This window comes from Paenarthrobacter sp. AMU7, from assembly GCF_041200195.1.
Classification (GTDB): Bacteria; Actinomycetota; Actinomycetes; order Actinomycetales; family Micrococcaceae; genus Arthrobacter.
This window is the reverse complement of record NZ_CP165735.1, coordinates 3,197,851-3,220,479: the sequence shown is the minus strand read 5'-3', so window position 1 is coordinate 3,220,479 and position 22,629 is coordinate 3,197,851. Positions and strand designations below refer to the sequence as shown.

The window sequence follows — 22,629 nt, the reverse complement described above, 5'->3', positions numbered from 1 at the left end:
TCAAGCCTAACGGCGCGGCACTTGACAACGTGACGGGCGAATCAGCCGGATAGGGTTGTTTTCATGGAAGACACCGCAGCCCCGCAACCCTCCACCATGATGAAGCTCGCGCGACCCGCCCTCATAGCGGGGGCCGTGATCGCTGTGGTCTGCATCGGCTTGCTGATCATCATCTTCGCGTTGGATTCCTTCAACGCGGCCACCTATTCCGTCGCCGGCAAGAGCGTCAATGATGCTACCGACGAAGCACGGGACATCCGCGAGCTCTACAGCGGCGCCCGCACCGGTGGGATGATCACCTTGGTGATTTCCGGCGTCGTTGCTGTTGCGGCCGCTGTGCTCCTGTACCTGAACCGCGGCAATGCCCCGCTGGACGAGGATGACGACGGCCAGGACTATGACCTGGATGACCTCACGGGACGGTGACCTGCGTTCACCCATGACGAAATGCTGGCACTCACCTTGACCGAGTGCTAACGATTTACATAGAGTCTAGTTAGCACTCTCCCCCGGAGGGTGCTAATAAATGCCAAGCGTCTTCCGGCACCGCGACGGCGGATGTACGCTCCGGCACCCTAGTTCTTAGTCCATGAATCAGCTCATGAAAAGGAGAGTCCGAGTGTCGGTCTCGATTAAGCCTCTTGAGGATCGTATTGTTGTTCGCCCGCTCGAAGCAGAGCAGACCACGGCTTCCGGCCTGGTTATTCCGGACTCCGCACAGGAAAAGCCGCAGGAAGGCGAAGTTGTTGCAATCGGCCCCGGCCGTTTCGATGACAACGGCAACCGCGTACCGGTTGACGTAGCTGTTGGCGACGTCGTCATCTACTCCAAGTACGGTGGAACCGAAGTCAAGACCGGCGGCAACGAGTACCTCGTTCTGTCCGCCCGCGACGTCCTTGCGATCGTCGTAAAGTAACTTCCCGGAGCCCCGCACCGCCGTCGCGTTGGAAATCATTTCCGACCGTCAGCGGTGCGGGTTTTCTGTCTTGAAAGGACACAACCATGGCAAAGCAGCTTGCTTTTAACGATGCTGCCCGCCGGTCTCTTGAGGCCGGTATCGACAAGCTCGCCAACACTGTCAAGGTGACGCTTGGCCCGCGCGGCCGCAACGTCGTGCTGGACAAGAAGTGGGGCGCTCCCACGATCACCAACGATGGCGTCACCATCGCGCGTGAAGTTGAGCTTGACGACCCCTACGAGAACCTTGGCGCCCAGCTGGCCAAGGAAGTAGCCACCAAGACCAACGACGTCGCAGGCGACGGCACCACCACGGCCACCGTGCTGGCACAGGCTTTGGTCAAGGAGGGTCTGCGCAACGTTGCCGCCGGCGCCGCTCCGGGCGAGATCAAGCGCGGCATCGAGGTTTCAGTTGAAGCCGTCGCAGCCCGCCTCCTGGAGAACGCCCGCGAAGTTGAAGGCACCCAGGTTGCCAGCGTCGCAGCCATCTCCGCGCAGAGCGACGAAGTCGGCGAGCTCCTCGCCGAAGCGTTCGGCAAGGTGGGCAAGGACGGTGTCATCACCATTGAAGAGTCCTCCACCACCCAGACCGAGCTGGTCCTCACCGAAGGCATGCAGTTCGACAAGGGCTACCTGTCCCCGTACTTCGTCACCGACGCAGAGCGCCAGGAAGCCGTCCTCGAGGACGCCCTCATCCTGATCAACCAGGGCAAGATCTCATCGCTGCAGGACTTCCTGCCGCTGTTGGAGAAGGCACTGCAGGCCAACAAGCCGCTCTTCATCATCGCCGAAGACATCGAAGGCGAAGCCCTCTCGACGCTGATCGTCAACCGCATCCGCGGCACCCTCAACGTTGTTGCCGTCAAGGCTCCGGGCTTCGGCGACCGCCGCAAGGCCATGCTCCAGGACATCGCCACGCTCACGGGCGCCCAGGTTGTTTCCCCGGACCTTGGCCTGAGCCTGGACACCGTTGGCCTTGAGGTACTCGGTACCGCACGCCGCATCACGGTGACCAAGGACAACACCACCATCGTTGACGGCGCCGGCACGGCTGAGGACGTGGCTGACCGCGTTGCCCAGCTGCGCGCGGAGCTCACCCGGACGGACTCCGACTGGGACAAGGAAAAGCTGCAGGAACGCCTGGCCAAGCTGGCCGGCGGCATCGGCGTGATCAAGGTTGGCGCAGCCACCGAGGTTGAGCTGAAGGAAAAGAAGCACCGTATTGAGGACGCCGTTTCCTCCACGCGTGCAGCCCTCGAAGAAGGCATCGTTTCCGGTGGCGGTTCCGCCCTCATCCACGCACTCAAGGCACTGGACGAGTCCCCGGCCGTCAAGGCGCTGGAAGGTGACGCAGCTGCTGCTGTAGGCATCGTCCGCCGCGCCCTGGTTCAGCCGCTGCGTTGGATCGCCCAGAACGCCGGCTTCGACGGTTTCGTTGTTGTTGCCAAGGTGTCCGAGCTGGAAGCCAACCACGGCTTCAACGCCAAGTCCGGCGAGTACGAGGACCTGATCGCCGCTGGCGTGATCGACCCCGTCAAGGTCACCCGTTCGGCTCTCCGCAACGCCGCTTCCATCGCTGCCCTGGTTCTCACCACCGAGACCCTGGTTGCCGAGAAGCCGGCTGAGGAAGAAGACGCACACGCAGGCCACAGCCACTAGCAGCCTGTTTCACTGGAGCTCCGGTCACGTTCGCGTGGCCGGGGCTTCGTGCGTCTTGGAGGCTGCCGGCAGGCACGCCTTCTCCAGCTATTGTGAGCGTTCGACGACGGCAGTAACCTGACGCTTATACGGCGGCTTGGGTGCGCCAACCGGGCTGTTCCCGGTCGCGGGATGAGTAACGACTATGCCGGCCACAACCTTGGATCTCGGACGCTCGGCGTTCTTCGAGCATCGCTGGAGCGATGCCTTGGACTGCCTCGCCCGGGCGGATACCGAAGGCGGCCTGCCTCCCCAGGACATCGAGCTTGTTGCCTCGGTTGCCATGCTCCTGGGCAAGGAATCGGAAGGTGTGGCCTATCTGACGCGGGCACATGACGAGTACGTGACCATGGGGGACATTGCCGGAGCGGCCCGCTGTGCTGCGTGGCTGGTCCTGTACCTTATGAACCTCGGGGAACCCGCACGTGGTTCCGGCTGGTTATCCAGGGCCAAGCAGTTGGTGGATGGGATGGATGACCCCACCGAAGCGGAGGGCTACCTTTTGATCCCATCGGCGCTGGGCGCGCTGTATGGGGGAAACCCGGAAGCCGGCAACGAGCTTTTTGGCCGTGCCTTGGCTGTGGGGCAGCGCTTCCACGACCGGGACCTGACGGCCTTGGGCCAGCTGGGCGTAGGTACAGCACGGATCGCGTTGGGTTTTCCCGATGAGGGCCTGGAGTTCCTGGACAACGTCATGGTTTCCGTGACCGCCGGCGAAGTGTCGCCCATTCCGTCCGGCATTATCTACTGCGCAGTCATCGGAAGCTGTCGCCTGACCTTGGACGTCAAGCGTGCCCACGAGTGGACAGCTGCACTTGCCCGGTGGTGCGGACAGCAACCGGACATGGTCATGTTCAGCGGGCAGTGCCAGTCGCACAGGGCCGAACTGTTCATCCTGCACGGTGCCTGGGAGGATGCCACGGCCGCACTCCGGATCGCCCAGGACCGTTCCCGCCATGGCGACCCGGAAGCAGTCTGGGGCGCGTGGTACCTCCAGGGCGAGCTGTTTCGCCTGACCGGCCGTGACGATGAAGCCATGGCAGCTTATGCCAAGGCCGCTGAGACCGGATTCGAGGCCCTGCCAGGGCTGGCACTCGTCCTGGCCGGGCAGGGCAAAGAACCACAAGCCCAGTCCATGCTTCGCCGTGCCCTTTCCCTTTCTGACCCAGCCAACCGCCGTCGACTCCTCCCCGCCGTCGTCGACGTCGAACTTGCTGCCGGAGACGTCAAGGCGGCTCGGGCCGCCGCAGACGAGTTCGGGTCCCCGGAAGGCGGCGGCATGCCCCTCGAGCAGGCGCTCGCTGGCCAGGCGGAAGCCACTGTGCTGCTTGCCGAGGGCAAACCGCACGCTTCCCTGTCAGTGGCGAGAAAGGCGTGGCGTCTTTGGTACAGCCTGGAGGCTCCGTACGGCGCGGCCAGTTGCAGGGTCCTGGCGGGGCGTGCTTGCTCGCAGCTGGGAGATCCGGACTCGGCTGCCATGGAGTTTGAAGCTGCCAAAGATGAGTTCGCCGATCTCGGAGCGGCGCCTGCAGTGGCCCATGTTTTGGAGCTCACGGGCGAGAAACGTCAGAACAGTTCTCCGCTGACCAGCCGTGAGCTGGAAGTCTTGCAGCTCGTTGCCAGTGGCCACGCGAACCGTACCATCGCCAGGGAGCTGTATCTCAGCGAAAAGACCGTGGCCAGGCATGTCAGCAACATCCTGTCCAAACTTGCTGTGCCGTCCAGGACCGCCGCCACGGGCTACGCCTTCGAGCATGGCCTGATCCACTGAACCCCCATCACCTCCCGCACCGTTCCACAGGACCCTCTGTCACCTGCTGCGCAGAAATACCCATACCGTGTGGAATCGAATGCGTCATTCTGCCGACGCGACGGGAGGGGCTGGGCTCATAGCTTGGCCCTATGAACATTCCACTGCTTGCCGGCACCGTTTCAACCGTGCTCTTCGCCGCCAGCATGCTGCCCATGCTTCTCAAGGCGGTCCGAACAAAGGATGTGGCGTCCTACAGCCTGGGGAACATTGCCCTGACCAACATCGCCAATGCCGTGCACTCGTTCTATGTCTTTGATCTTCCGGCCGGCCCTGTATGGCTTCTGCACGCCTTCTATGTGGTGGCATCCGCACTGATGCTCGCGTGGTGCCTGCGGTACCGGAAGACGCCCGAGGCCAGGCCGTCTGAGGTGCATTGACCGGTTGGACCAAACAACAAGTTGGACCAAACAACAAAGGATCCACTGCAACACGAAAGGAGCGCATCATGACATCGAACCAACTTCAAGAGGTAGACACCGTCATCGTGGGAGGTGGCCAGGCCGGGCTCGCGCTCGCATACTGGTTGGCCAAGGAAGGCCGTGACTTCCTCATTCTGGATCAGCACGGAAGGCCAGGGGATGCCTGGCGTCAACGCTGGGACTCGCTCAAGCTGTTCACACCCGCCAAATATGACGGGCTTCCGGGTTGGCCTTTCCCAGGAGACCGTCTTGCCTTTCCCACCAAAGATCAACTGGCTGACTATCTGGAGGAGTATGTGCGTCGTTTTGACCTCCCCTTCGTGTCCCATGTCCATGTGGAGGAAATCAGCTCCGAGGATGGGGGGTTTGTTGTCGCGGCAGGGGACCGGCTCTGGCGCACGCGCAACGTGGTGATTGCGACCGGCGGACACCATCTTCCGAAACGGCCCGCTTTCGCAGGAGAGCTTGATCCGGACGTAGTCCAGCTGCATTCCCAGGCCTACAAGAACCCAGGGCAGTTGAGGGACGGAACAGTGCTGGTGGTAGGTCTCGGAAACTCGGGGGCGGAGATCGCCCTTGACGTTTCAGGGTCGCATTCCACCGTTCTTGCAGGGAAGCCAAGCGGCGAAATGCCCATGAAGCACGGCCGTACCGCAGCACGTTTCGCCCTGCCAATAGTGAAGTTCCTGGGCGTCCGGGTCCTAACGCTCAACACACCGATCGGACGCAAGGCCGCCCCGGGCTTCAAATCCATGGCGGCGCCGCTGATCCGGACCAAGACCAAGGACCTGGCCGCAGCGGGTGTGCAGCTGGTTCCAAGGCTGGCAGGGGTTTCGGAAGGCTTGCCGGTCCTGGAAGACGGGACAAAGGTGGAGGCCACGAACGTTATTTGGTGCACGGGGTATCAGGAGGAGTACTCGTGGGTGAAACTGCCGGTCTTTGATGAACAGGGAGAGCCGAGGCAAACCAGGGGAGTGGCCGAGGACGTTCCCGGCGTGTTCTTCATCGGTCAGGAATTCCTCTTCGCGGCAGCCTCGGCAACACTTCCCGGAGTCTGTCGGGACGCCCGCTACCTGGCCCGCCGGTTGGCAACGGAGCGGCGTCCGGAGCCCGACGGTCGCCGGGCCAAGGAGACCCGCATGCCGACGAGCCGGTAGAACACCAAGACCGCAGCCGCAGCTGACACTATGCCCACCAGGTTGAGTGCCAGCTGCATCGCTGATCCGGCCGCCTTGCTGTATTCACCCAGAACCGCCGCAACGGCGACGTATCCTGCAGCCGGAACAGTCGTGACGGAAATAAACACACCCACCAGAGCTGAGGACCGGTCGCTGATCATGGACAGCATTCCCGCCGCTCCAGCGAGTGCGGCCACGATCAGCGAGTAGGGACCCGGATGGTAGATGAACTCCACGGCTGATCCCCGATCCAGTGTGTCCTCGGGAAACAATCCGAGGGGCACTGAGAGCCAGGCTGCAACGGCCGTGACCAGCATCGCGAGGGGAAAACCGACACCCAGGGCGAGCATCGAGGCACGTACCAATCGCCACTTACGTTCCACCAGCCCCACGGCCAACGCAGCGAGCGGTCCGAACTCGGGTCCCACCACCATTGCGCCCACAATCGCGATCGTTGAATCGGTCACAATGCCGATCGCCGCCAACTGGGCCGCTATGACCAAGAATGCCAGGAAGCTCCACGTCAGTTTCGAGTCCTCGCCGGTTTGCCTGGAAACCTCGTCCCAAATGACGGCGTCGGCCGATTCTCCGGGGGCGGCTGCCTCAGCGTCGTCAGCGCGTTTGGACAGGACGAGGTCCGGCGACGATATGGAGATGGAGCCCAGGTCCGGAACCTTGAGCCCATGAAGCCGCTCGATCAGTTCTTCCGCGGATTCCCGGGCCAGCTGAACGGTGATCACGTCGCCAGGTGGCACCACGGAAGCATCTTTGTGGACGGCCACCTCGGCGGCTCCGGTGTTATCGGTGCAACATTTCACGACGGCCTCGGACAACTCCGTTGGCACGCAAAGGCGCAGCTGCACGATCATGGATTTCCTTCCTCCGACCCGGCTCCAGCGTAGTTGCATCACGTGCGCTTGGCTGTGATTCGGGCACAGGCCACGCACAGGCAGGACTGGGAAAATGCATAGCTGGAGCTGGGCTAATTGACCTTCGGAAGACGGTCCACGAGATGGTCCCGACTGGGGTGGGGCCGCTGAACCGCGTATGATTGATGCTTTGTGCCACAGCTTTTGAGGAACTGCCTAACGTGACTATGCCAACGATCCCAGCCCCTGCCCGCGCCGGCAGGCGGTCTTCCGGACCCGTTGCAAAGTCGAAATTCCGCCCCGAGATCCAAGGCCTCAGGTCACTGGCCGTCCTGATGGTGGTCAGCTACCACATCTGGATCGGACGGGTTTCCGGCGGCGTGGATGTGTTCCTCCTGATCTCCGCCTTCCTGATGACGCTGCAGTTCACCGGCCGTTATAAACAGGGCCGGCCCATGGACCTTGTGCGTCACTGGCTGCACCTGTTCCGGCGGCTGCTTCCCGCCGTGGTGGTGGTTCTTCTGGCCACGCTCGCGGCGACGTTTGCCTTCCTTCCGCCCACCCGGTGGGTGGAGGTGGTCCACCAGGCGTGGGCCTCGCTGTTCTACTTCGAAAACTGGCTCCTGCAGGGCCTGGCTGTGAATTACTATGCAACCGACCACAGTCTCGCCAGTCCGCTCCAGCACTTCTGGTCCCTCTCCATCCAGGGCCAGGTGTTCATCCTGTGGCCGGTCATTTTCGCCACCGTCGCAGTTCTTTGCCGCCGATTCAGTTTGAGGTACCGGGCAACTCTCGCGTATGTTTTTGCGATTATTTTTGTCCTCTCCCTCACCTACTCCATCATTTTCACGGCCACCAACCAGGCTGTGGCCTACTTCGATACGTTTGCGCGCCTGTGGGAATTCGCCCTGGGCACATTGCTGGCGCTGATTCTTCCGGGTTTGAATTTCTCCAAGCCAGTCCGGGTCATCATGGGATGGATCGGCGTGGCCGCCATGCTCAGCTGCGGCATCCTGCTGCAGGTACAGACGGCATTCCCCGGTTTTGTTGCCCTGTGGCCCACTCTGGCTGCTGTTGCCGTGATTGCCGCCGGCCAAACCGGGAGCCGTTTGGGCGTGGACAGGATCCTGAGTTCAAAGTTCCTGGTCCGGCTGGGCGACAACTCCTATGCCCTTTACTTGTGGCACTGGCCCATCCTGGTGATCGCCCTGGCATGGAGCGGCAAGGATCATGCTGGCTGGCTGTCTGGAACCGTCATCATCGCCCTGTCGCTGGTGCTGGCATTCCTGACCACCAAGTATGTGGAGAAGCCGTTCCGGGAATGGAAGTGGCCCGAGGTCAAGCGCCGCCGTTCGGCCATCGCCATCGCGGCCTGCCTCGCCGTGGCGTGCACGCCACTCTTGGGGTTCCAGTACAAGCAGGACATGGACCTCAAAGCCGCTCAGGCCCAAGCGTTCAACGACAACCCCGGTGCCCACGCTCTGGTCCCCGGTTACGTGGATCTGGTCAGCGATGGCGCCAAGACGCTGCCCACCGCCGAGCAACTTCCGGAAGATTGGGCAACGCTGTCGGGTCCGTGCGAGGGCGATGGCAAGCCGGAGGACAAGCAACTGCGGGACAAGTGCCAACAGAATGGCGTGGCGGAGGACGCCGACAGGGAGATCCTGGTGTTGGGCGACTCCCACTCCCAGCAGTGGCTGGCCGCGCTTGGCCCCCTTGCCGAGGCTGAACACTGGAAGGTGACTGCCCTCTTGCTGGGCGGATGCCATTTCATGCCGGAGAACCCGGATGCCGATGCCGGTTGCAATGATTTCAACGCCGCCGCTTTCCGCTACGCAGCGGAGAAGGCGCCTGACACTGTTTTCATGGTGGGAACAATGGCGTCCCCGTCGTCACCGGACGAGCAATTGGTGTACGGCTTTGAGCAGACGGTGACCAACTTCAATGACCTCGGAATCGAGGTGGTGGCCATCCGCGACAACCCCCGCTTTGATTACAACGTCACCGAATGTGCGTTGTCCAAAGGCGTGGACAGCGCCGATTGCAGGTCCGACCAACCCGAGGTCCTGGCCGCGGAGAGCCCCTTCGCAGCCGTGCAGGGAACGTTTGGCAACGCAGCCTTCCTGGACATGACCGACCTCCTCTGCGACGGCATCACCTGCCCCAGCGTGGTGGGAAACGTGTTCGTGTATTTGGATGACAACCACCTGTCCAGGACGTACGTGACCAGCATGGCTGAGATGTTTGAGGAAAGGTGGTTTGCCGCGACCGGGTGGCAGCGATGATGGACGCTCCAACTGCGGTGACGGCACCTGTTCAGGAGAAACGCACGACGGCGAAGCCCGGCTTCCGCCCGGAGGTCCAGGGTTTGCGCGCCTTGGCTGTGCTGATGGTGGCCGCCTACCATATTTGGCTTGGCCGGGTCTCCGGCGGTGTTGACGTCTTCCTGCTCATTTCGGCTTTCCTGCTGACCTTGTCCTTCACACTCAAACTCGAGAACGGGAAGCCACTGAGGCTCCTGCGGCACTGGCTGCACGTTTTCAAGCGGCTGCTGCCCGCCGTCGTCGTGGTCCTGTTGGGGGTCCTGACCGCCACTTGGGCCTTCATCCCGCAGAGCCGTTGGCCGGATGTCCTGGCTGAGGCCTGGGCATCGCTGCTCTACCGACAGAACTGGCAGCTGGCGGACACCGCTGTGGATTACTACGCCCAGGACCACTCGGGAGCGAGCCCCCTCCAGCATTTTTGGTCGTTGTCCGTCCAGGGCCAGGTGTTCATCCTGTGGCCCTTGGTCTTTGCCGCTGTTGCCATGATCCAGCCGCAGTTGGCCAAGCTCTTCCCGGACCGGAAGGCCATAGCCCACCGGACGCTCCTCGTCGGGGCCTTCGGGGCCGTCTTCGTGGCATCACTGATGTACTCCATCGAGCAGACCACCAACAACCAGGCAGTGGCGTACTTTGACACCCGTGCCCGCCTCTGGGAGTTCGCATTGGGCTCGTTGCTCGCCCTCGCTCTTCCGTACTTGAAGCCCCAACGCCGGCTCCGCGTCTTCCTAGGGTGGGCCGGTATTACCGCGATGCTCGCTTGCGGTCTGGTCCTCACCGTGGACCGCTCCTTCCCCGGGTTCATCGCGCTCTGGCCAACGCTCGCCGCATCGGCGGTCATCATCGCCGGGCAGAGCACCAGCCGTTTCGGCGTGGACCGTATCCTGAGCTCGCGGCCGCTGGTCCTGGTGGGGGATAACTCCTACGCCCTTTACCTGTGGCACTGGCCGGTCCTGGTGTTCTTCCTGTTGGTCTCCGGGACCACCACGCCCAACCTCCTGCAAGGGCTGGGGATCATGGCCTTCTCCATGGTGCTGGCCGTTGCCACCACCAAATACGTGGAGGTCCCCATGCGCCGCTGGAAGTGGCCCGACGTGCGGTCTTGGCGTGCCGCCGTCGTGATTGCCGCCTGCGGTGCGCTGCTGGCGATCCCCGTTACTGCCTGGCAGGGTGCCATCGCTTCCGAAAGCGCGGCGATCGCCGGCCAGCCCAAGGAGCTGACCCCGGGGGCAGCCGCATTGTCCCCGGAGTTCATGGGGGAACCCACCCAGGAAGCGATGATCATCCCGGCGCCGGCAGCGATGAAGGACGAATGGGCAGACATTGACGGTCTGTGCAGTGGGGACAACGTGCCCACGGACCCTTTGCTGGAGGGCTGCCTCCAAAACGATGAACCCGAGGAAGTGACCAAGGAGATCGTGGTGCTTGGTGATTCACACGCCCAGCAGTACATGGCTGCACTGGGCCCCATCGCCAAGCAGCACGGGTGGGAAGTGGTGACGCTCCTGAAAGGCAGTTGCCGGTTCGGCGCCGAGTCCCCTGAACGGTCCGACGAATGCAACGAGTTCAACAAGGCAAGCGCCGCCTACGTCATGGAACACCAACCGGATGCTGTGTTCACGGTAGCGTCGTTGACCCATGCCACAGCGCCCTTTGAGACCGAAGTCCCTGGCTACCTTGAAGGCATCCAGCCCTTCACCGATGCAGGCATCGACGTTGTGGGCGTCCGAGACAACCCCCGCTTCAGCATCAACATGCCGGAGTGCGTGCAGAAAAAGGGTCCTGATTCGCCGGACTGCAACGCCCCGCTGGAAGAGTCCCTGGCCGCGTCGTCGCCGTTGGACGACTATGTGGGCAAAGTGGACAGGCTCTACCTGATGGATATGAGCGACTTCATCTGCGAACAGGGCACTTGTCCGGCAGTGGTGGGCAATGTCTACGTCTATAAGGACGATAACCACCTCACTAAAACCTACGTGCAGAGCATGATCCCCATGTTCGAGGAGCGGCTCCTTGCTGCCACCGGGTGGTCCGGCGACTAAGTCCAGTGCTCTTGCTCACACTGGGGCGTCGCGGAATATGGCGATCGGCGCGGAGGTTCTAGTATTTATCCAATACCTTCTGCACAGGCCAGTCCCGTAATGACGGGCTGGTCATCAGTTGCAACCCCTACCAGTTAAGCCCCCAGAACCCAGGTAAGAGGCGCACACTCATGACCCAGCCCGAACACAATCCCTTTGGCTTTATTGGCCTGACGTACGACGACGTCCTGTTGCTCCCGGGCCACACGGACGTCATCCCGTCCGACGCCGACACATCTTCCCGTATCTCCAAGCGGATCTCCGTGCAGACCCCGCTGCTGTCTGCAGCGATGGACACTGTGACTGAGTCCCGCATGGCCATCGCCATGGCACGTCAGGGCGGTTTGGGCGTTGTCCACCGCAACCTGTCCATCGACGACCAGGCCGAGCACGTGGACCGCGTCAAGCGCAGCGAATCGGGCATGATCACCAACCCGCTGACCATCGGCCCCCAGGCCACGCTGGAAGAACTCGACGAGCTGTGTTCCCGCTACCGCGTTTCCGGCCTTCCCGTAGTGGACACCGACGGGCGCCTGCTGGGCATCGTGACCAACCGCGACACCCGCTTCATTCCGGAATCAGAATTCCCGCTGCGCAGCGTCAGCGACACCATGACCAAAATGCCGCTCATCACCGGGCATGTGGGCATCAGCCGCGAAGAAGCCTCGCACAAGTTGGCTACCAACAAGATCGAGAAGCTTCCCCTCGTTGACGAGCAGGGACGCCTCAAGGGCCTCATCACCACCAAGGACTTCACCAAGGCGGAGCAGTACCCGTTGGCCACCAAGGACGACGAAGGCCGCCTCCGCGTGGGTGCCGCCATCGGCTTCTTTGGCGATGGCTGGGAACGCGCCATGAAGTTGATCGACGCCGGTGTGGATGCGCTGTTCGTGGACACCGCCAACGGCCACTCCCAAGGTGTGTTGGACATGATCCGCCGCCTCAAATCGGACCCGATTGCTGCCCACGTGGACATCATCGGCGGTCAGGCTGCCACCCGCGAAGGTGCCCAGGCATTGATCGACGCCGGCGCCGACGGCATCAAGGTAGGCGTGGGCCCGGGCTCCATCTGCACCACCCGCGTTGTTGCCGGTGTCGGTGTTCCGCAGATCACCGCCATCTACGAATCCGCCAAGGCCGCCATCCCGGCAGGCGTTCCGCTGATTGCCGACGGCGGCCTGCAGTACTCGGGCGATATCGGCAAGGCACTGGTTGCCGGTGCCGACACCGTGATGCTCGGTTCCCTGCTGGCTGGCTGCGAGGAATCCCCGGGCGATCTCATCTTCGTCAACGGCAAGCAGTTCAAGAGCTACCGCGGCATGGGTTCCCTGGGCGCCATGCAGTCCCGTGGCAAGAACACGTCCTACTCCAAGGACCGCTACTTCCAGGCTGACGTCTCCGGCGATGACAAGCTCATCCCTGAAGGCATCGAAGGCCGGGTGGCCTTCCGCGGGCCGTTGGCTTCAGTGGCCTACCAGTTGGTGGGCGGCCTCCGCCAGACCATGTTCTACACGGGCGCTCCCACCATCCCCGAGCTGAAAGCTCGCGGCAAGTTTGTCCGGATCACGCCGGCAGGCCTGAAGGAGTCGCACCCCCATGACATCCAGATGACGGTGGAAGCACCCAACTACGGTTCACGCTGATCCATCACCTGTCTTAACAGCTGTTCCCCGCGGAGGCACCTCCGCGGGGAACAGCTGTTTAACCGCCCGGGCAGAAATGTCGGCCCGTGAGAATAGGCTGGGGTCATGTCTGAAAAGCCCGCGCAACCGCGGCATCCGGAATCCATCCGGCTGAACCCAGCCCAACCGGGCAAGACGCCGCCCCGAAAGTTGGCGCTGCGGCCGTACGCACGCGCCGTCGGGCAGGTCCTGAAGGTGAGTTTCAAAGCTTCGCCCGTCGCGGTGATCATGAAGGTGCTTGGCTCGCTGATCTCTGCCACGCTTCCGCTGGTCACCACCTACTTTGCTGCCCTGACAACCACCGCCTTGGCGGCCGGGTATGCGGGAGATCCGAACGCCGGTCCGCAGGCAATCCTGTACGTCATCATCACCGCCGCGCTGGGGTTGTTCTGGGGTGCCTTCAGCAGTATTGACCGCTACATCCAACAGCTCATGAGCTTCAAGGTGGGAGCGATTGTGGGCGACATGATGTACCAGCGATTCCTGGCGCTGGAGTTCTGGCGTTATGACGACAAAGAAACGGTGGACCTTTACGACCGTGCGAAGCGGTTCTCGGATAGCTACGCCCGGGTCCTGGACAGGATTGCCGCAATCTTCACCCAGTTGGTCTCTGTGATCCTCGCCATCGGGGCGTTGGTCCTGGTCAGTTGGTGGATCGCCGTCATTGTCCTGGTGGCGATCGTGCCCAGTGTGTACCTGCAGTTCAAACTGTCCCGCGAGCAAATCGCGCATTGGAACACCCAAGTGGATTCGCGCCGCCAACGCCGAATGATTGAACAGAACCTCCTGAGGCCCCAACATATTGCCGAGATGCGTCTTTACGGAATCGTGGGTTACCTCATGGACCTCCGGTCACGGCTCCGGGATGCTGACGAGCGGCGGCGCCTGGATTTCCAGAAGCGGTACATTCCCAAACAGCTGGCTGCCGACTCACTGCAGTACGGCGCCGAGGTGGTGTCCTTGATTTGGGTCGTTGGTCAGATCATCGCCAGGGCACAACCCGTGGGTCAGTTCCTCTACGTGCAGCAGATCGTCAGCCGGGCGCTGTCCACGGCCAACAGCCTCGTATCTTCGCTGAGCTCCATTGACGAGGACCTCGCCAACCTCAAGGACTATGAGCTGTTCATGGCCCTGCCAGTTCCCAGTGGCAACGAAAAGCCCCTCGTTTCCTCGCCCGGAACGGTGGAGCTGCGGGACATCCGGTTCAGCTATACCGGAAGCGACATCGAAGTCATCAAGGGTATCTCCATGACTATCCAGGCTGGCCAGCACATTGCGATCGTTGGCGAGAACGGGGCAGGAAAGTCCACGCTGATCCGTATCCTGGCGGGCTTGTATCGTCCCGATTCTGGCCAAGTGCTGCTGGACGGCGTGGACCTTGCCGGGATCGATGTCACCAGCTGGCACCGGCACCTGGCCGTGCTGAGCCAGGAGTTCCTGAAGTACGAGTTCGCGACTGCCGCGGAGAACATCTACCTCGGCGACGTGGACCAGCCACGCGATGACGACCGTATCCGGCGGGCAGCCTCGGACGCAGAAGCCATGGAGTTCATCAACAAACTGCCCAATGGGTTGGAAAACCATGTGAGCAACTGGATGGAGGACCCTCGCGGACGCAAGGGCAGCGGCCTGTCCGGGGGCCAATGGCAGCGTTTGGCCATGGCACGCAACTTCTATCGCGACGCCTCGTTCATGGTCATGGATGAACCCACCTCGGCCATTGACGCTTTGGCCGAGCACCGCATCTTCACGCGGCTCTTCGCTGACAGGAGCAGTACCATCATCGCCATCAGCCACCGCCTTGCCACCATAGAGAAGGCAGACATCGTGTACATGCTGGAAGACGGCCGGATCGCGGAGCAGGGGACCCACAAGGAATTGGTGGCATTGAGGGGTCGCTACTTCCGGATGTTCGAATCCCAGCTCTCCGCGGACGAAACCAGCCAGAACACACCCTGAGACTTAGAGCGGACCGTATCCGGCCTCGCCATAGGGGTCACGCCAGGTGGCGAGGTCCTGTTCCAGGAGCGCCCTGAAGCGAGGATCATTCGCAGCCTTGCTGCGAAGCGATTCACTGGAACGGCCCACAATGGTTGCCGGGACGATGATCGCGGCCACCAGAAGGCAGACGAGGAATGCAAGAACGGTGACCAGCGTCTGCAGGAGGGCTGGATCCTCCCAGGCCGTTGGTTTCGCCGTGAGGGCAAACAGTCCTATGAAGACGAGCAGGATGAATCCCACGAAGGAAAGTGCACTACGCAAGCTCCCGGGCCCACGATTGACGATCAACCGGCTTGTTCGCGGCAACCGGTCGCGCGCCCGTGCGTAGAAGACGCAGCAGAGTACGGTGATTGCCGCTCCAGGAAGGCCGAGGGAAGGAACCGGCACCAGCGTGCCCCACCGGATGGCGAGGATGACACCCAGGAGGATGAGGACTGCGCCCATGCCAATGCCGGCGGCCCAAGCGCCCATGGAGGAACCTCGCGCATCAGCGATCTCCCGAAGCCGGGAGCGCGCACCGGCCGGCGTTATTGCGGCGAGTTCGGTCGATAGCCAATAGTCGAGGGGCCGGGCGGCGTGGGGGAGAGGCGCGGGGCCTGTCTGGTAGCTCACCTTGTGTACAGCTCCAGGCCTGCGCGGACAGGGGAGCCGAGGGCAATGAGCTCATGTCCGGCGTTCGGTATGCCTTGGAATTCTTCGGTCAGGGCGGTCATTTGTGCCTTCTCTTAGCGGTTCTGCGTCCAGTTTACGAAGTGGCACGATCATGTGAGCCATCCTCGGGTCCTATCGTGCATTGTCTGAAGTGTTCACTTATTTGTGTCGAATCGGGGTTCCGGGAGGGGTCCAGTAAAGTAAGAGCCGTGACTTATGAGATTGAGATTGGCCGTGGCAAGCGTGGGCGTCGTGCCTACTCCCTGGATGACATCGCGATCGTCCCGAACCGCCGGACGCGCGACCCGAAGGACGTCTCTGTCTCTTGGCAGATCGACGCCTATAAGTTCGACACCCCGGTGATCGCTGCCCCCATGGACTCCGTGATGTCCCCTGACACGGCAATTGCTTTTGGTCGGCTCGGTGGTCTCGGTGTCCTGGACCTCGAAGGTCTATGGACCCGTTATGAGGACCCACAGAAGGTGCTCGACGAAATTGCCGCCCTGGCCAATGAGACCAGCAGCACTGCCGTTACCCGCCGCATGCAGGACCTGTACCAAGCACCCATCCAGCCGGAACTCATCAGTTCCCGCCTCGCGGAAATCCGTGCCGCGGGCGTCACTGTGGCCGGCTCCCTGACCCCGCAGCGCACCCAGGAACACTACAAGACAGTGGTGGCTGCCGGCGTCGACATTTTTGTGATCCGTGGAACCACGGTCTCAGCTGAGCATGTGTCCAAGAACCACGAACCGCTGAACCTCAAGCAATTCATCTATGAACTCGACGTCCCCGTGATCGTTGGTGGCGCAGCCGGGTACACTCCTGCCCTGCACCTCATGCGCACTGGCGCGGCTGGCGTCCTGGTGGGCTTCGGCGGCGGCGCGACCACCACCACCCGCCGTGCCCTGGGTATCCATTCGCCCATGGCCTCGGCGATTTCCGACGTCGCCGCGGCGCGCCGCGACTACATGGACGAGTCGGGCGGCCGGTACGTCCACGTCATTGCCGACGGCGGCATGGGCAGCTCGGGCGACATCGTCAAGGCCATCGCCATGGGCGCCGACGCCGTCATGCTCGGTAGTGCCCTGGCCCGCGCGGAAGAGGCACCCGGCCGTGGCTGGCACTGGGGTCCGGAAGCACACCACCTGGAATCACCCCGTGGCGACCGCGTCAACGTGGGAACTGTCGGTCCACTGGAGGAAGTCCTCTTCGGACCCGGCCACCACACCGATGGCACCTCCAACCTCATCGGTGCCCTGCGCCGGTCCATGGCAACCACCGGCTACTCGGACCTCAAGGAGTTCCAGCGGGTCGACGTCGTTGTGTCGCCTTACGCAGGCAACTGACAACTGCCCTGAAAGCCCCTGTTAGCCGCCGATTCCTGTCGGCGCAACAGGGGCTTTCTTCGTTTGGGGCAATTCCCGCGTCATGGCTGCCTGCCATTGCCCTGCCCAATGCGGCGGGCAGCAAGTAGGGTAGGGGACTACCAGCTGTTGCGTTTGAGGAGGGGTCCGATGAGCAATGTCGCAGGCGGTCCACATGCCGGTTCTCCGGGAGCCTTGAGCCCGGAAGCCCGTGCCGCATCGATCGAAGTCCTGAAAGCCACTGCCGAACCTGGCAAAGAGCTCGACATCCTGATTGTTGGTGGCGGCGTGGTGGGGGCCGGAGCTGCCCTTGATGCCGTGACCCGCGGCCTTACCGTAGCCATTGTGGAGGCCCGGGACTGGGCGTCCGGCACCTCATCCAGGTCCTCCAAGCTCATCCACGGAGGTCTTCGATACCTGGAAATGCTTGATTTCGGCCTCGTCCAGGAGGCTCTGCAGGAACGGGGACTGCTGATCCAGCAGATCGCTCCCCACCTGGTCCGCCCTGTGCCCTTCCTGTATCCACTGACGCGCAGGTTCTGGGAACGTCCCTACGTTGGTGCCGGAATCATGCTTTACGACACGTTGGGCCTGACCTCCGGGCACAGCCGCGGCGTTCCCATGCACAAGCACCTTTTCAAGCGCGGAACCCTGCGCGCGGCTCCCAGCCTGAAGGATGACGCGTTCGTGGGGTCCATCCGCTACTACGACGCACAAGTGGATGATGCCCGTCTGGTGGTCAACGTGGTCAGGACCGCGGCCCATTACGGCGCCCATGCCGCCAACCGGCTTCGGGTGGTGGACTTCCTTCGCGAGGGTGAACGCGTGGTGGGGGCAAAGCTTGAGAACCAGGAAGACGGCAGCGTTTTCGAAGTCCGGGCCAAGCAAGTGGTCAATGCAACGGGAGTCTGGACGGACGAAACGCAGGCCATGGTGACGGATCGCGGCCAACTCAAGGTCCGCGCCTCCAAAGGCATTCACTTGGTGGTGCCGCGTGACCGCTTCCAATCGACAGTGGGCCTGATCCTCCGCACGGAAAAATCGGTGCTTTTTGTGATCCCTTGGGGCCGCCACTGGATCATCGGCACCACAGACACCGACTGGACGCTGGACAAGGCGCATCCGGCCGCTTCCAGCAAGGACATCGATTACGTCCTGGAGCACGTAAACAAGGTCCTCAAGCGTCCCCTGACCCGTGAGGATGTGGAAGGCGTCTATGCCGGCCTCCGGCCCTTGCTGGCCGGTGAGAACGACTCCACGGCCAAGCTCTCCCGCGAGCACGTGGTGGCACATCCCGTTCCCGGGCTTGTGGTGGTGGCCGGGGGGAAATACACCACTTACCGGGTCATGGCCAAGGACGCCGTGGATGAGGCCACCAGGGCCATGGACGAGCGTGTTCCCTCCAGCTGCACCGAGACCATTCCGCTCCTGGGAGCCGAAGGTTTCAAGGCTGCCTGGAACCGCCGCGGGCGTTCTGCTGAAGAAGCCGGGGTCCACGTCGCCCGGGTTGAGCACCTGCTGAACCGCTACGGGTCCATGACCCCCGAAGTGCTGGAACTGATCTCCAAGCGACCGGAACTGGGGCAACCACTGCCCGGAGCCGATGACTACCTCGCCGCGGAAGTCGTCTACGCGACAACCCACGAGGGAGCCCGCCATGTCCACGACGTTTTGACGCGTCGGACCCGGATCTCGATCGAATCGTGGGACCGGGGTGTGGCAGCCCTCCCCGTAGTGGCTAAGCTGATGGGAGAAATCCTTGGCTGGAGCGAGACTCAGCGCGAAAGCGAGATCAAGCACTACCTGGCACGCGTGGAAGCTGAACGGCTCAGTCAGCAGCAGCCTGACGATGAATCGGCAGATGCCGCGCGCATGGGAGTGGATGACATCGTTCCCCTTCGCTGACCGGCTCAGGAAAATGCGGCCGGAAGGCCACACTGGAGGGAACACGACTTGGCTGAACCACTTGACCGGTATGACGCGGAACTGACCACCCCGGACACCGTCATCCTTGAACTCGTCGCCGAGGACAAGATCGACGCCGCTGCCCAACTGGCCCATAAGCTCCACGCTGCCGGCAGGATCAGCAACCTTGAAGGATTCCTGGAGCAGGTGCACTCCCGTGAGCACCAGTTGGCTACGGGACTTCCGGGCGGCATCGGCCTCCCGCATGCGCGCAGTGAATACGTGGACAGGATTTCCATCGCGGTGGGTGTGACCAAGTTCGGCCACGCCCTGGACTTCGGGGCAACCGACGGCCCGGCGACGTTGATCCTCCTCATCGCCACTCCTGCCAGTTCCTTCTCCGACCACCTTGAGGTTTTGGCTACCCTGGCCCGTTCATTGTCCAAGGAGTCTTTCCGTGAGTCCCTCCGGCGGGCCCACGATCCCGAGGTCATCTCTGAACTCATCAACTCCAGCTTGGTGTTCTTCGATCACTAGAGGGCGGGGCAGGCCTCAGCCGTTTCGTTGTTCTACAGCCGGACGAAGTACGGTTAAGGGGTGTTGAAAACCGCGTTGAAACCCCGCTGGATCGCAGGACTGGTCTTTGCGCTTCTGTTATCCGGGGTGTTTGTGCTGCTCAGCCAGTGGCAGCTCAGCCGGTCCGCCCAGCACGAGCCCCCGGCGCCGTCCAGCATCGAAGAAGTCAAACCGCTGGTGGACGTCCTCAAACCCGGCCAGTTCTTCCCGGGTTCGGTCTCTGACCAGATGGTCACCGCCACCGGGGCCTATGATCCCGGCAAGCAGGTTCTTGTAGAGGGTCGCCTGTACAACAATCAAAAAGGCTTCTGGATAGTCTCGGCTTTCGCTGTCAACGACGCTCCGACGCTGAACGGTGTTGCTGCCTCGCCCCAGACGTGGATCCCCGTGGCACGCGGCTGGGTGGCAGATGCCGACCAGGCCGGCCCGCCGCCGTCGGGCACCATCACCTTGACTGGTCGCCTTATTCCTTCTGAAGCGCCCGTTCCAAACGTCGACGCCGGTCCAGGCCGTGCGTCCGCTGTGTCTGCCGCGGAGCTCATCAACCTGTGGGAAGTGTCCAGCTACCCGGGTTTTGTCGCCGCGACGTCGGAGGTTTCCGACGGCGTGGCCATTCCCCTTGGCGATGACGTCAAGGCCCTCAACATCCCGCCCCAGCCGCCTGCAGAGCAGATCAACTGGCTGAACCTCTTCTACGCAGTGGAATGGGTGGTCTTCGCCGGGTTCTCGATCTTCATCTGGTGGCGTCTGGTCAAGGACGACTACCGGCGCGACCTCGAAGAGGACGAGGACGACGAATACGGGGATGACCACGAGGCGGAGCCTGCCAATCCCGTGGATGCCCACGAAACTACAAACCCAGAGCCAGAACAAAAGGTGCAGCAATGATTGAGCCAAAACCGGCCATCCAGCCAGAGCAATCCGGATCCAAGCCCAAGAAGCGCCGGTTCGGCGGAACGGAAGCCCAGATCCGTTCGGCGTTGAAGTTCTACAAAGTCATGGCGTACCTGACCGGCGCCATGCTGCTCCTGCTGTGTGCGGAACTGATCGCCCGCTATGGGTTTGGAGTCTCGCTCTTCGCCGGCGGCACGAACGCCGTCACCGGCCAGCCCTTCGGATTTGGTTTCGCTGAGTCCGAGCCCAAAGGCGTGATCGGCGGGTTCAACATCTCCACGTCGGTACTGATCGTGCACGGTTGGATGTACGTGGTGTACCTGGTCTCCAACTTCCGCTTGTGGTCCCTCATGCGCTGGCCGTTCTCCAAGATGGTCCTCCTGGCCCTGGGTGGGGTCATTCCGTTGCTGTCCTTCATCGTGGAGAAGAAATTCCACGCGCAGGTTGAAGCGGAACTGGCAGCCAACCCGCAGGCGTCCAAGCGCTACTAGGACCGCCCACAGTGTCCCGCTGCGGGCTACGCGACCTGACGCACTGTGAGATGCCTAACGACGCGGCCTTTTTGGCCTCTGGCCGCCCTCGTCAACGTGCACCGGGGCGGCCCGGCAAAGTAGTCTTGTCTGGTGACTACTCCCACCGCACCCCAAACTTCCCAGAAGCCGGTGCTGGTTGTTGACTACGGTGCCCAGTACGCGCAGCTGATTGCCCGCCGCGTCCGCGAAGCGAATGTGTATTCGGAAATTGTTCCGCACACCTTCACCACCGAGCAGCTTCTGGCCAAGAACCCGGCAGCCATCATCCTCTCCGGAGGACCCTCCAGCGTGTACGCAGAGGGAGCCCCGAGCGTCGGCGCTGATCTCTTCGAAGCCGGGGTGCCTGTATTTGGCATTTGCTACGGCTTCCAGGCGATGGCCAACGCGTTGGGCGGTAAGGTGGCCCAGACGGGTCTCCGCGAGTACGGCGCTACTGAAGCCCTTGTCGTAGGCGATGCCCGGTCCATCCTGGACGGCGTCCCCTCCTCGCAGAACACCTGGATGAGCCACGGTGACTCCGTTCACGAGGCCCCTGAGGGCTTCGAAGTCCTCGCCTCCACGGCTGGTGCGCCGGTGGCTGCCTTCGCCAACGACGAGAAGCGCCTCTACGGTGTCCAGTGGCACCCCGAAGTCAAGCATTCAGTTCACGGCCAGCACGTCCTGGAGAACTTCCTGTTCAAGGGTGCGGGCCTGAGCCCCAACTGGACTACGGGCAATATCCTCGAAGAGCAGGTGGACCGGATCCGTCAGCAGATCGGGGACTCCAAGGTTATCTGTGGCCTCTCCGGCGGCGTTGATTCCGCTGTTGCTGCGGCTTTGGTCCAGCGCGCCGTTGGCGACCAATTGACCTGTGTCTTCGTCGACCACGGACTCCTGCGTGAAGGCGAAGCCGAACAGGTTGAGCGCGACTTCGTGGCAGCCACGGGCGTCAACCTCTACGTAGCCAATGAGCAGGAACGCTTCCAGTCAGCATTGGCCGGGGTCAGCGATCCCGAAACCAAGCGCAAGATCATTGGCCGCGAATTCATTCGTGCCTTCGAGGAAGCGGAGCGGGCCATCATCGCCCAGGCTGCTGCCGAAGGCGAGAAGATCAAGTTCCTGGTTCAGGGAACTCTGTACCCGGACGTCGTCGAATCCGGTGGCGGCGAAGGTGCTGCCAACATCAAGAGCCACCACAACGTGGGCGGGCTTCCCGAGGACCTGCAGTTCGAGCTGGTTGAGCCGCTGCGGGCACTGTTCAAGGACGAAGTACGCGCAGTCGGCGCCCAGCTTGGGCTGCCGCAGGAAATCGTCGGCCGCCAGCCGTTCCCTGGCCCCGGTTTGGGAATCCGCATCGTGGGCGAAGTGACCAAGGAACGACTGGACCTGCTGCGCAAGGCGGATGCCATTGCCCGTGCGGAGCTCACGGCTGCCGGCTTGGACAACGACGTCTGGCAGATGCCGGTAGTCCTCCTGGCCGATGTCCGAAGCGTTGGTGTCCAGGGTGATGGCCGTACCTACGGCCACCCGATCGTGCTGCGTCCGGTGTCCTCCGAAGACGCCATGACGGCGGACTGGTCGCGACTGCCTTACGACCTCCTTGCCCGGATCTCCAACCGCATCACCAATGAGGTCGACGGCGTGAACCGCGTGGTGCTGGATGTCACCAGCAAGCCACCGGGAACCATCGAGTGGGAATAGCATTCTG

18 protein-coding genes are annotated in these 22,629 nt (G+C 62.5%); 16 read left to right on the top strand and 2 right to left on the bottom strand.

The window, feature by feature from the left end; all coding sequences use genetic code 11:
* The first annotated feature begins 63 nt into the window (after positions 1-63).
* The 6 genes from ABQM86_RS14795 to ABQM86_RS14770 all read left to right on the top strand — a co-directional run bounded on the left by ABQM86_RS14795 (position 64) and on the right by ABQM86_RS14770 (position 6,044).
* The gene (locus ABQM86_RS14795) at positions 64-426 is read left to right on the top strand and encodes a hypothetical protein (protein ID WP_369744787.1); all 363 of its coding nucleotides are present in this window, start codon (positions 64-66) and stop codon (positions 424-426) included.
* 193 nt (positions 427-619) lie between these two features.
* Positions 620-916, top strand: coding sequence for a co-chaperone GroES (groES, locus tag ABQM86_RS14790; protein ID WP_011775524.1), 297 nt, complete (start codon positions 620-622; stop codon positions 914-916).
* A gap of 86 nt (positions 917-1,002) precedes the next feature.
* Entirely contained in the window at positions 1,003-2,616 is a 1,614-nt protein-coding gene (gene groL / locus ABQM86_RS14785) for a chaperonin GroEL (protein WP_089595752.1), read from the top strand.
* Between the two features lie 184 nt (positions 2,617-2,800).
* On the top strand, positions 2,801-4,426 hold the full coding sequence (locus ABQM86_RS14780; protein WP_369744785.1) for a LuxR C-terminal-related transcriptional regulator: 1,626 nt from the start codon (positions 2,801-2,803) through the stop codon (positions 4,424-4,426).
* Between the two features lie 131 nt (positions 4,427-4,557).
* Positions 4,558-4,845: a hypothetical protein gene (locus tag ABQM86_RS14775; protein ID WP_369744783.1), complete on the top strand. Its 288-nt coding sequence runs from the start codon at positions 4,558-4,560 to the stop codon at positions 4,843-4,845.
* A gap of 68 nt (positions 4,846-4,913) precedes the next feature.
* On the top strand, positions 4,914-6,044 hold the full coding sequence (locus tag ABQM86_RS14770; RefSeq protein WP_369744781.1) for a flavin-containing monooxygenase: 1,131 nt from the start codon (positions 4,914-4,916) through the stop codon (positions 6,042-6,044).
* Here the strand turns inward: ABQM86_RS14770 and ABQM86_RS14765 are convergent.
* On the bottom strand, positions 5,957-6,934 hold the full coding sequence (locus ABQM86_RS14765) for a DUF389 domain-containing protein (protein ID WP_369744780.1): 978 nt from the start codon (positions 6,932-6,934) through the stop codon (positions 5,957-5,959). The two genes, ABQM86_RS14770 and ABQM86_RS14765, sit on opposite strands and share 88 nt — an antisense overlap.
* A 227-nt stretch (positions 6,935-7,161) precedes the next feature.
* Here ABQM86_RS14765 and ABQM86_RS14760 point away from each other — a divergent pair, with 227 nt between their 5' ends.
* The 4 genes from ABQM86_RS14760 (at position 7,162) to ABQM86_RS14745 (ending at position 14,977) form a co-directional block, all read left to right on the top strand.
* A complete protein-coding gene (locus ABQM86_RS14760) occupies positions 7,162-9,219 on the top strand; it encodes an acyltransferase family protein (RefSeq protein ID WP_369746676.1) in 2,058 nt (685 codons plus the stop codon).
* A complete protein-coding gene (locus ABQM86_RS14755) occupies positions 9,216-11,297 on the top strand; it encodes an acyltransferase family protein (protein ID WP_369744778.1) in 2,082 nt (693 codons plus the stop codon). The genes ABQM86_RS14760 and ABQM86_RS14755 overlap by 4 nt, the downstream gene beginning before the upstream one ends.
* 170 nt (positions 11,298-11,467) lie before the next feature.
* Positions 11,468-12,979: an IMP dehydrogenase gene (gene guaB, locus ABQM86_RS14750; RefSeq protein ID WP_207594189.1), complete on the top strand. Its 1,512-nt coding sequence runs from the start codon at positions 11,468-11,470 to the stop codon at positions 12,977-12,979.
* A 105-nt stretch (positions 12,980-13,084) separates the two neighbouring features.
* Complete coding sequence (locus ABQM86_RS14745; RefSeq protein WP_369744777.1) at positions 13,085-14,977, top strand: ABC transporter ATP-binding protein; 1,893 nt, start codon at positions 13,085-13,087, stop codon at positions 14,975-14,977.
* A gap of 3 nt (positions 14,978-14,980) precedes the next feature.
* On the opposite strand, the gene ABQM86_RS14740 is transcribed toward ABQM86_RS14745, so the two are convergent.
* Entirely contained in the window at positions 14,981-15,631 is a 651-nt protein-coding gene (locus tag ABQM86_RS14740; RefSeq protein ID WP_369744776.1) for a hypothetical protein, read from the bottom strand.
* Between the two features lie 248 nt (positions 15,632-15,879).
* Here ABQM86_RS14740 and ABQM86_RS14735 point away from each other — a divergent pair, with 248 nt between their 5' ends.
* From ABQM86_RS14735 to guaA, 6 genes are all read left to right on the top strand, one after another.
* Positions 15,880-17,016, top strand: coding sequence for a GuaB3 family IMP dehydrogenase-related protein (locus tag ABQM86_RS14735; RefSeq protein ID WP_207594186.1), 1,137 nt, complete (start codon positions 15,880-15,882; stop codon positions 17,014-17,016).
* Between the two features lie 168 nt (positions 17,017-17,184).
* Positions 17,185-18,939: a glycerol-3-phosphate dehydrogenase/oxidase gene (locus tag ABQM86_RS14730; RefSeq protein ID WP_207594185.1), complete on the top strand. Its 1,755-nt coding sequence runs from the start codon at positions 17,185-17,187 to the stop codon at positions 18,937-18,939.
* Between the two features lie 48 nt (positions 18,940-18,987).
* Complete coding sequence (locus ABQM86_RS14725; protein WP_089595745.1) at positions 18,988-19,476, top strand: PTS sugar transporter subunit IIA; 489 nt, start codon at positions 18,988-18,990, stop codon at positions 19,474-19,476.
* A gap of 60 nt (positions 19,477-19,536) precedes the next feature.
* Complete coding sequence (locus ABQM86_RS14720; protein WP_369744775.1) at positions 19,537-20,403, top strand: SURF1 family protein; 867 nt, start codon at positions 19,537-19,539, stop codon at positions 20,401-20,403.
* Positions 20,400-20,900, top strand: coding sequence for a DUF3817 domain-containing protein (locus tag ABQM86_RS14715; RefSeq protein WP_261609457.1), 501 nt, complete (start codon positions 20,400-20,402; stop codon positions 20,898-20,900). Before ABQM86_RS14720 ends, ABQM86_RS14715 begins: the two co-directional genes overlap by 4 nt.
* 132 nt (positions 20,901-21,032) lie before the next feature.
* Positions 21,033-22,622 (top strand): glutamine-hydrolyzing GMP synthase, encoded by a 1,590-nt coding sequence (guaA, locus tag ABQM86_RS14710; protein WP_011775506.1) that lies wholly within the window; start codon positions 21,033-21,035, stop codon positions 22,620-22,622.
* Positions 22,623-22,629 lie beyond the last annotated feature (7 nt).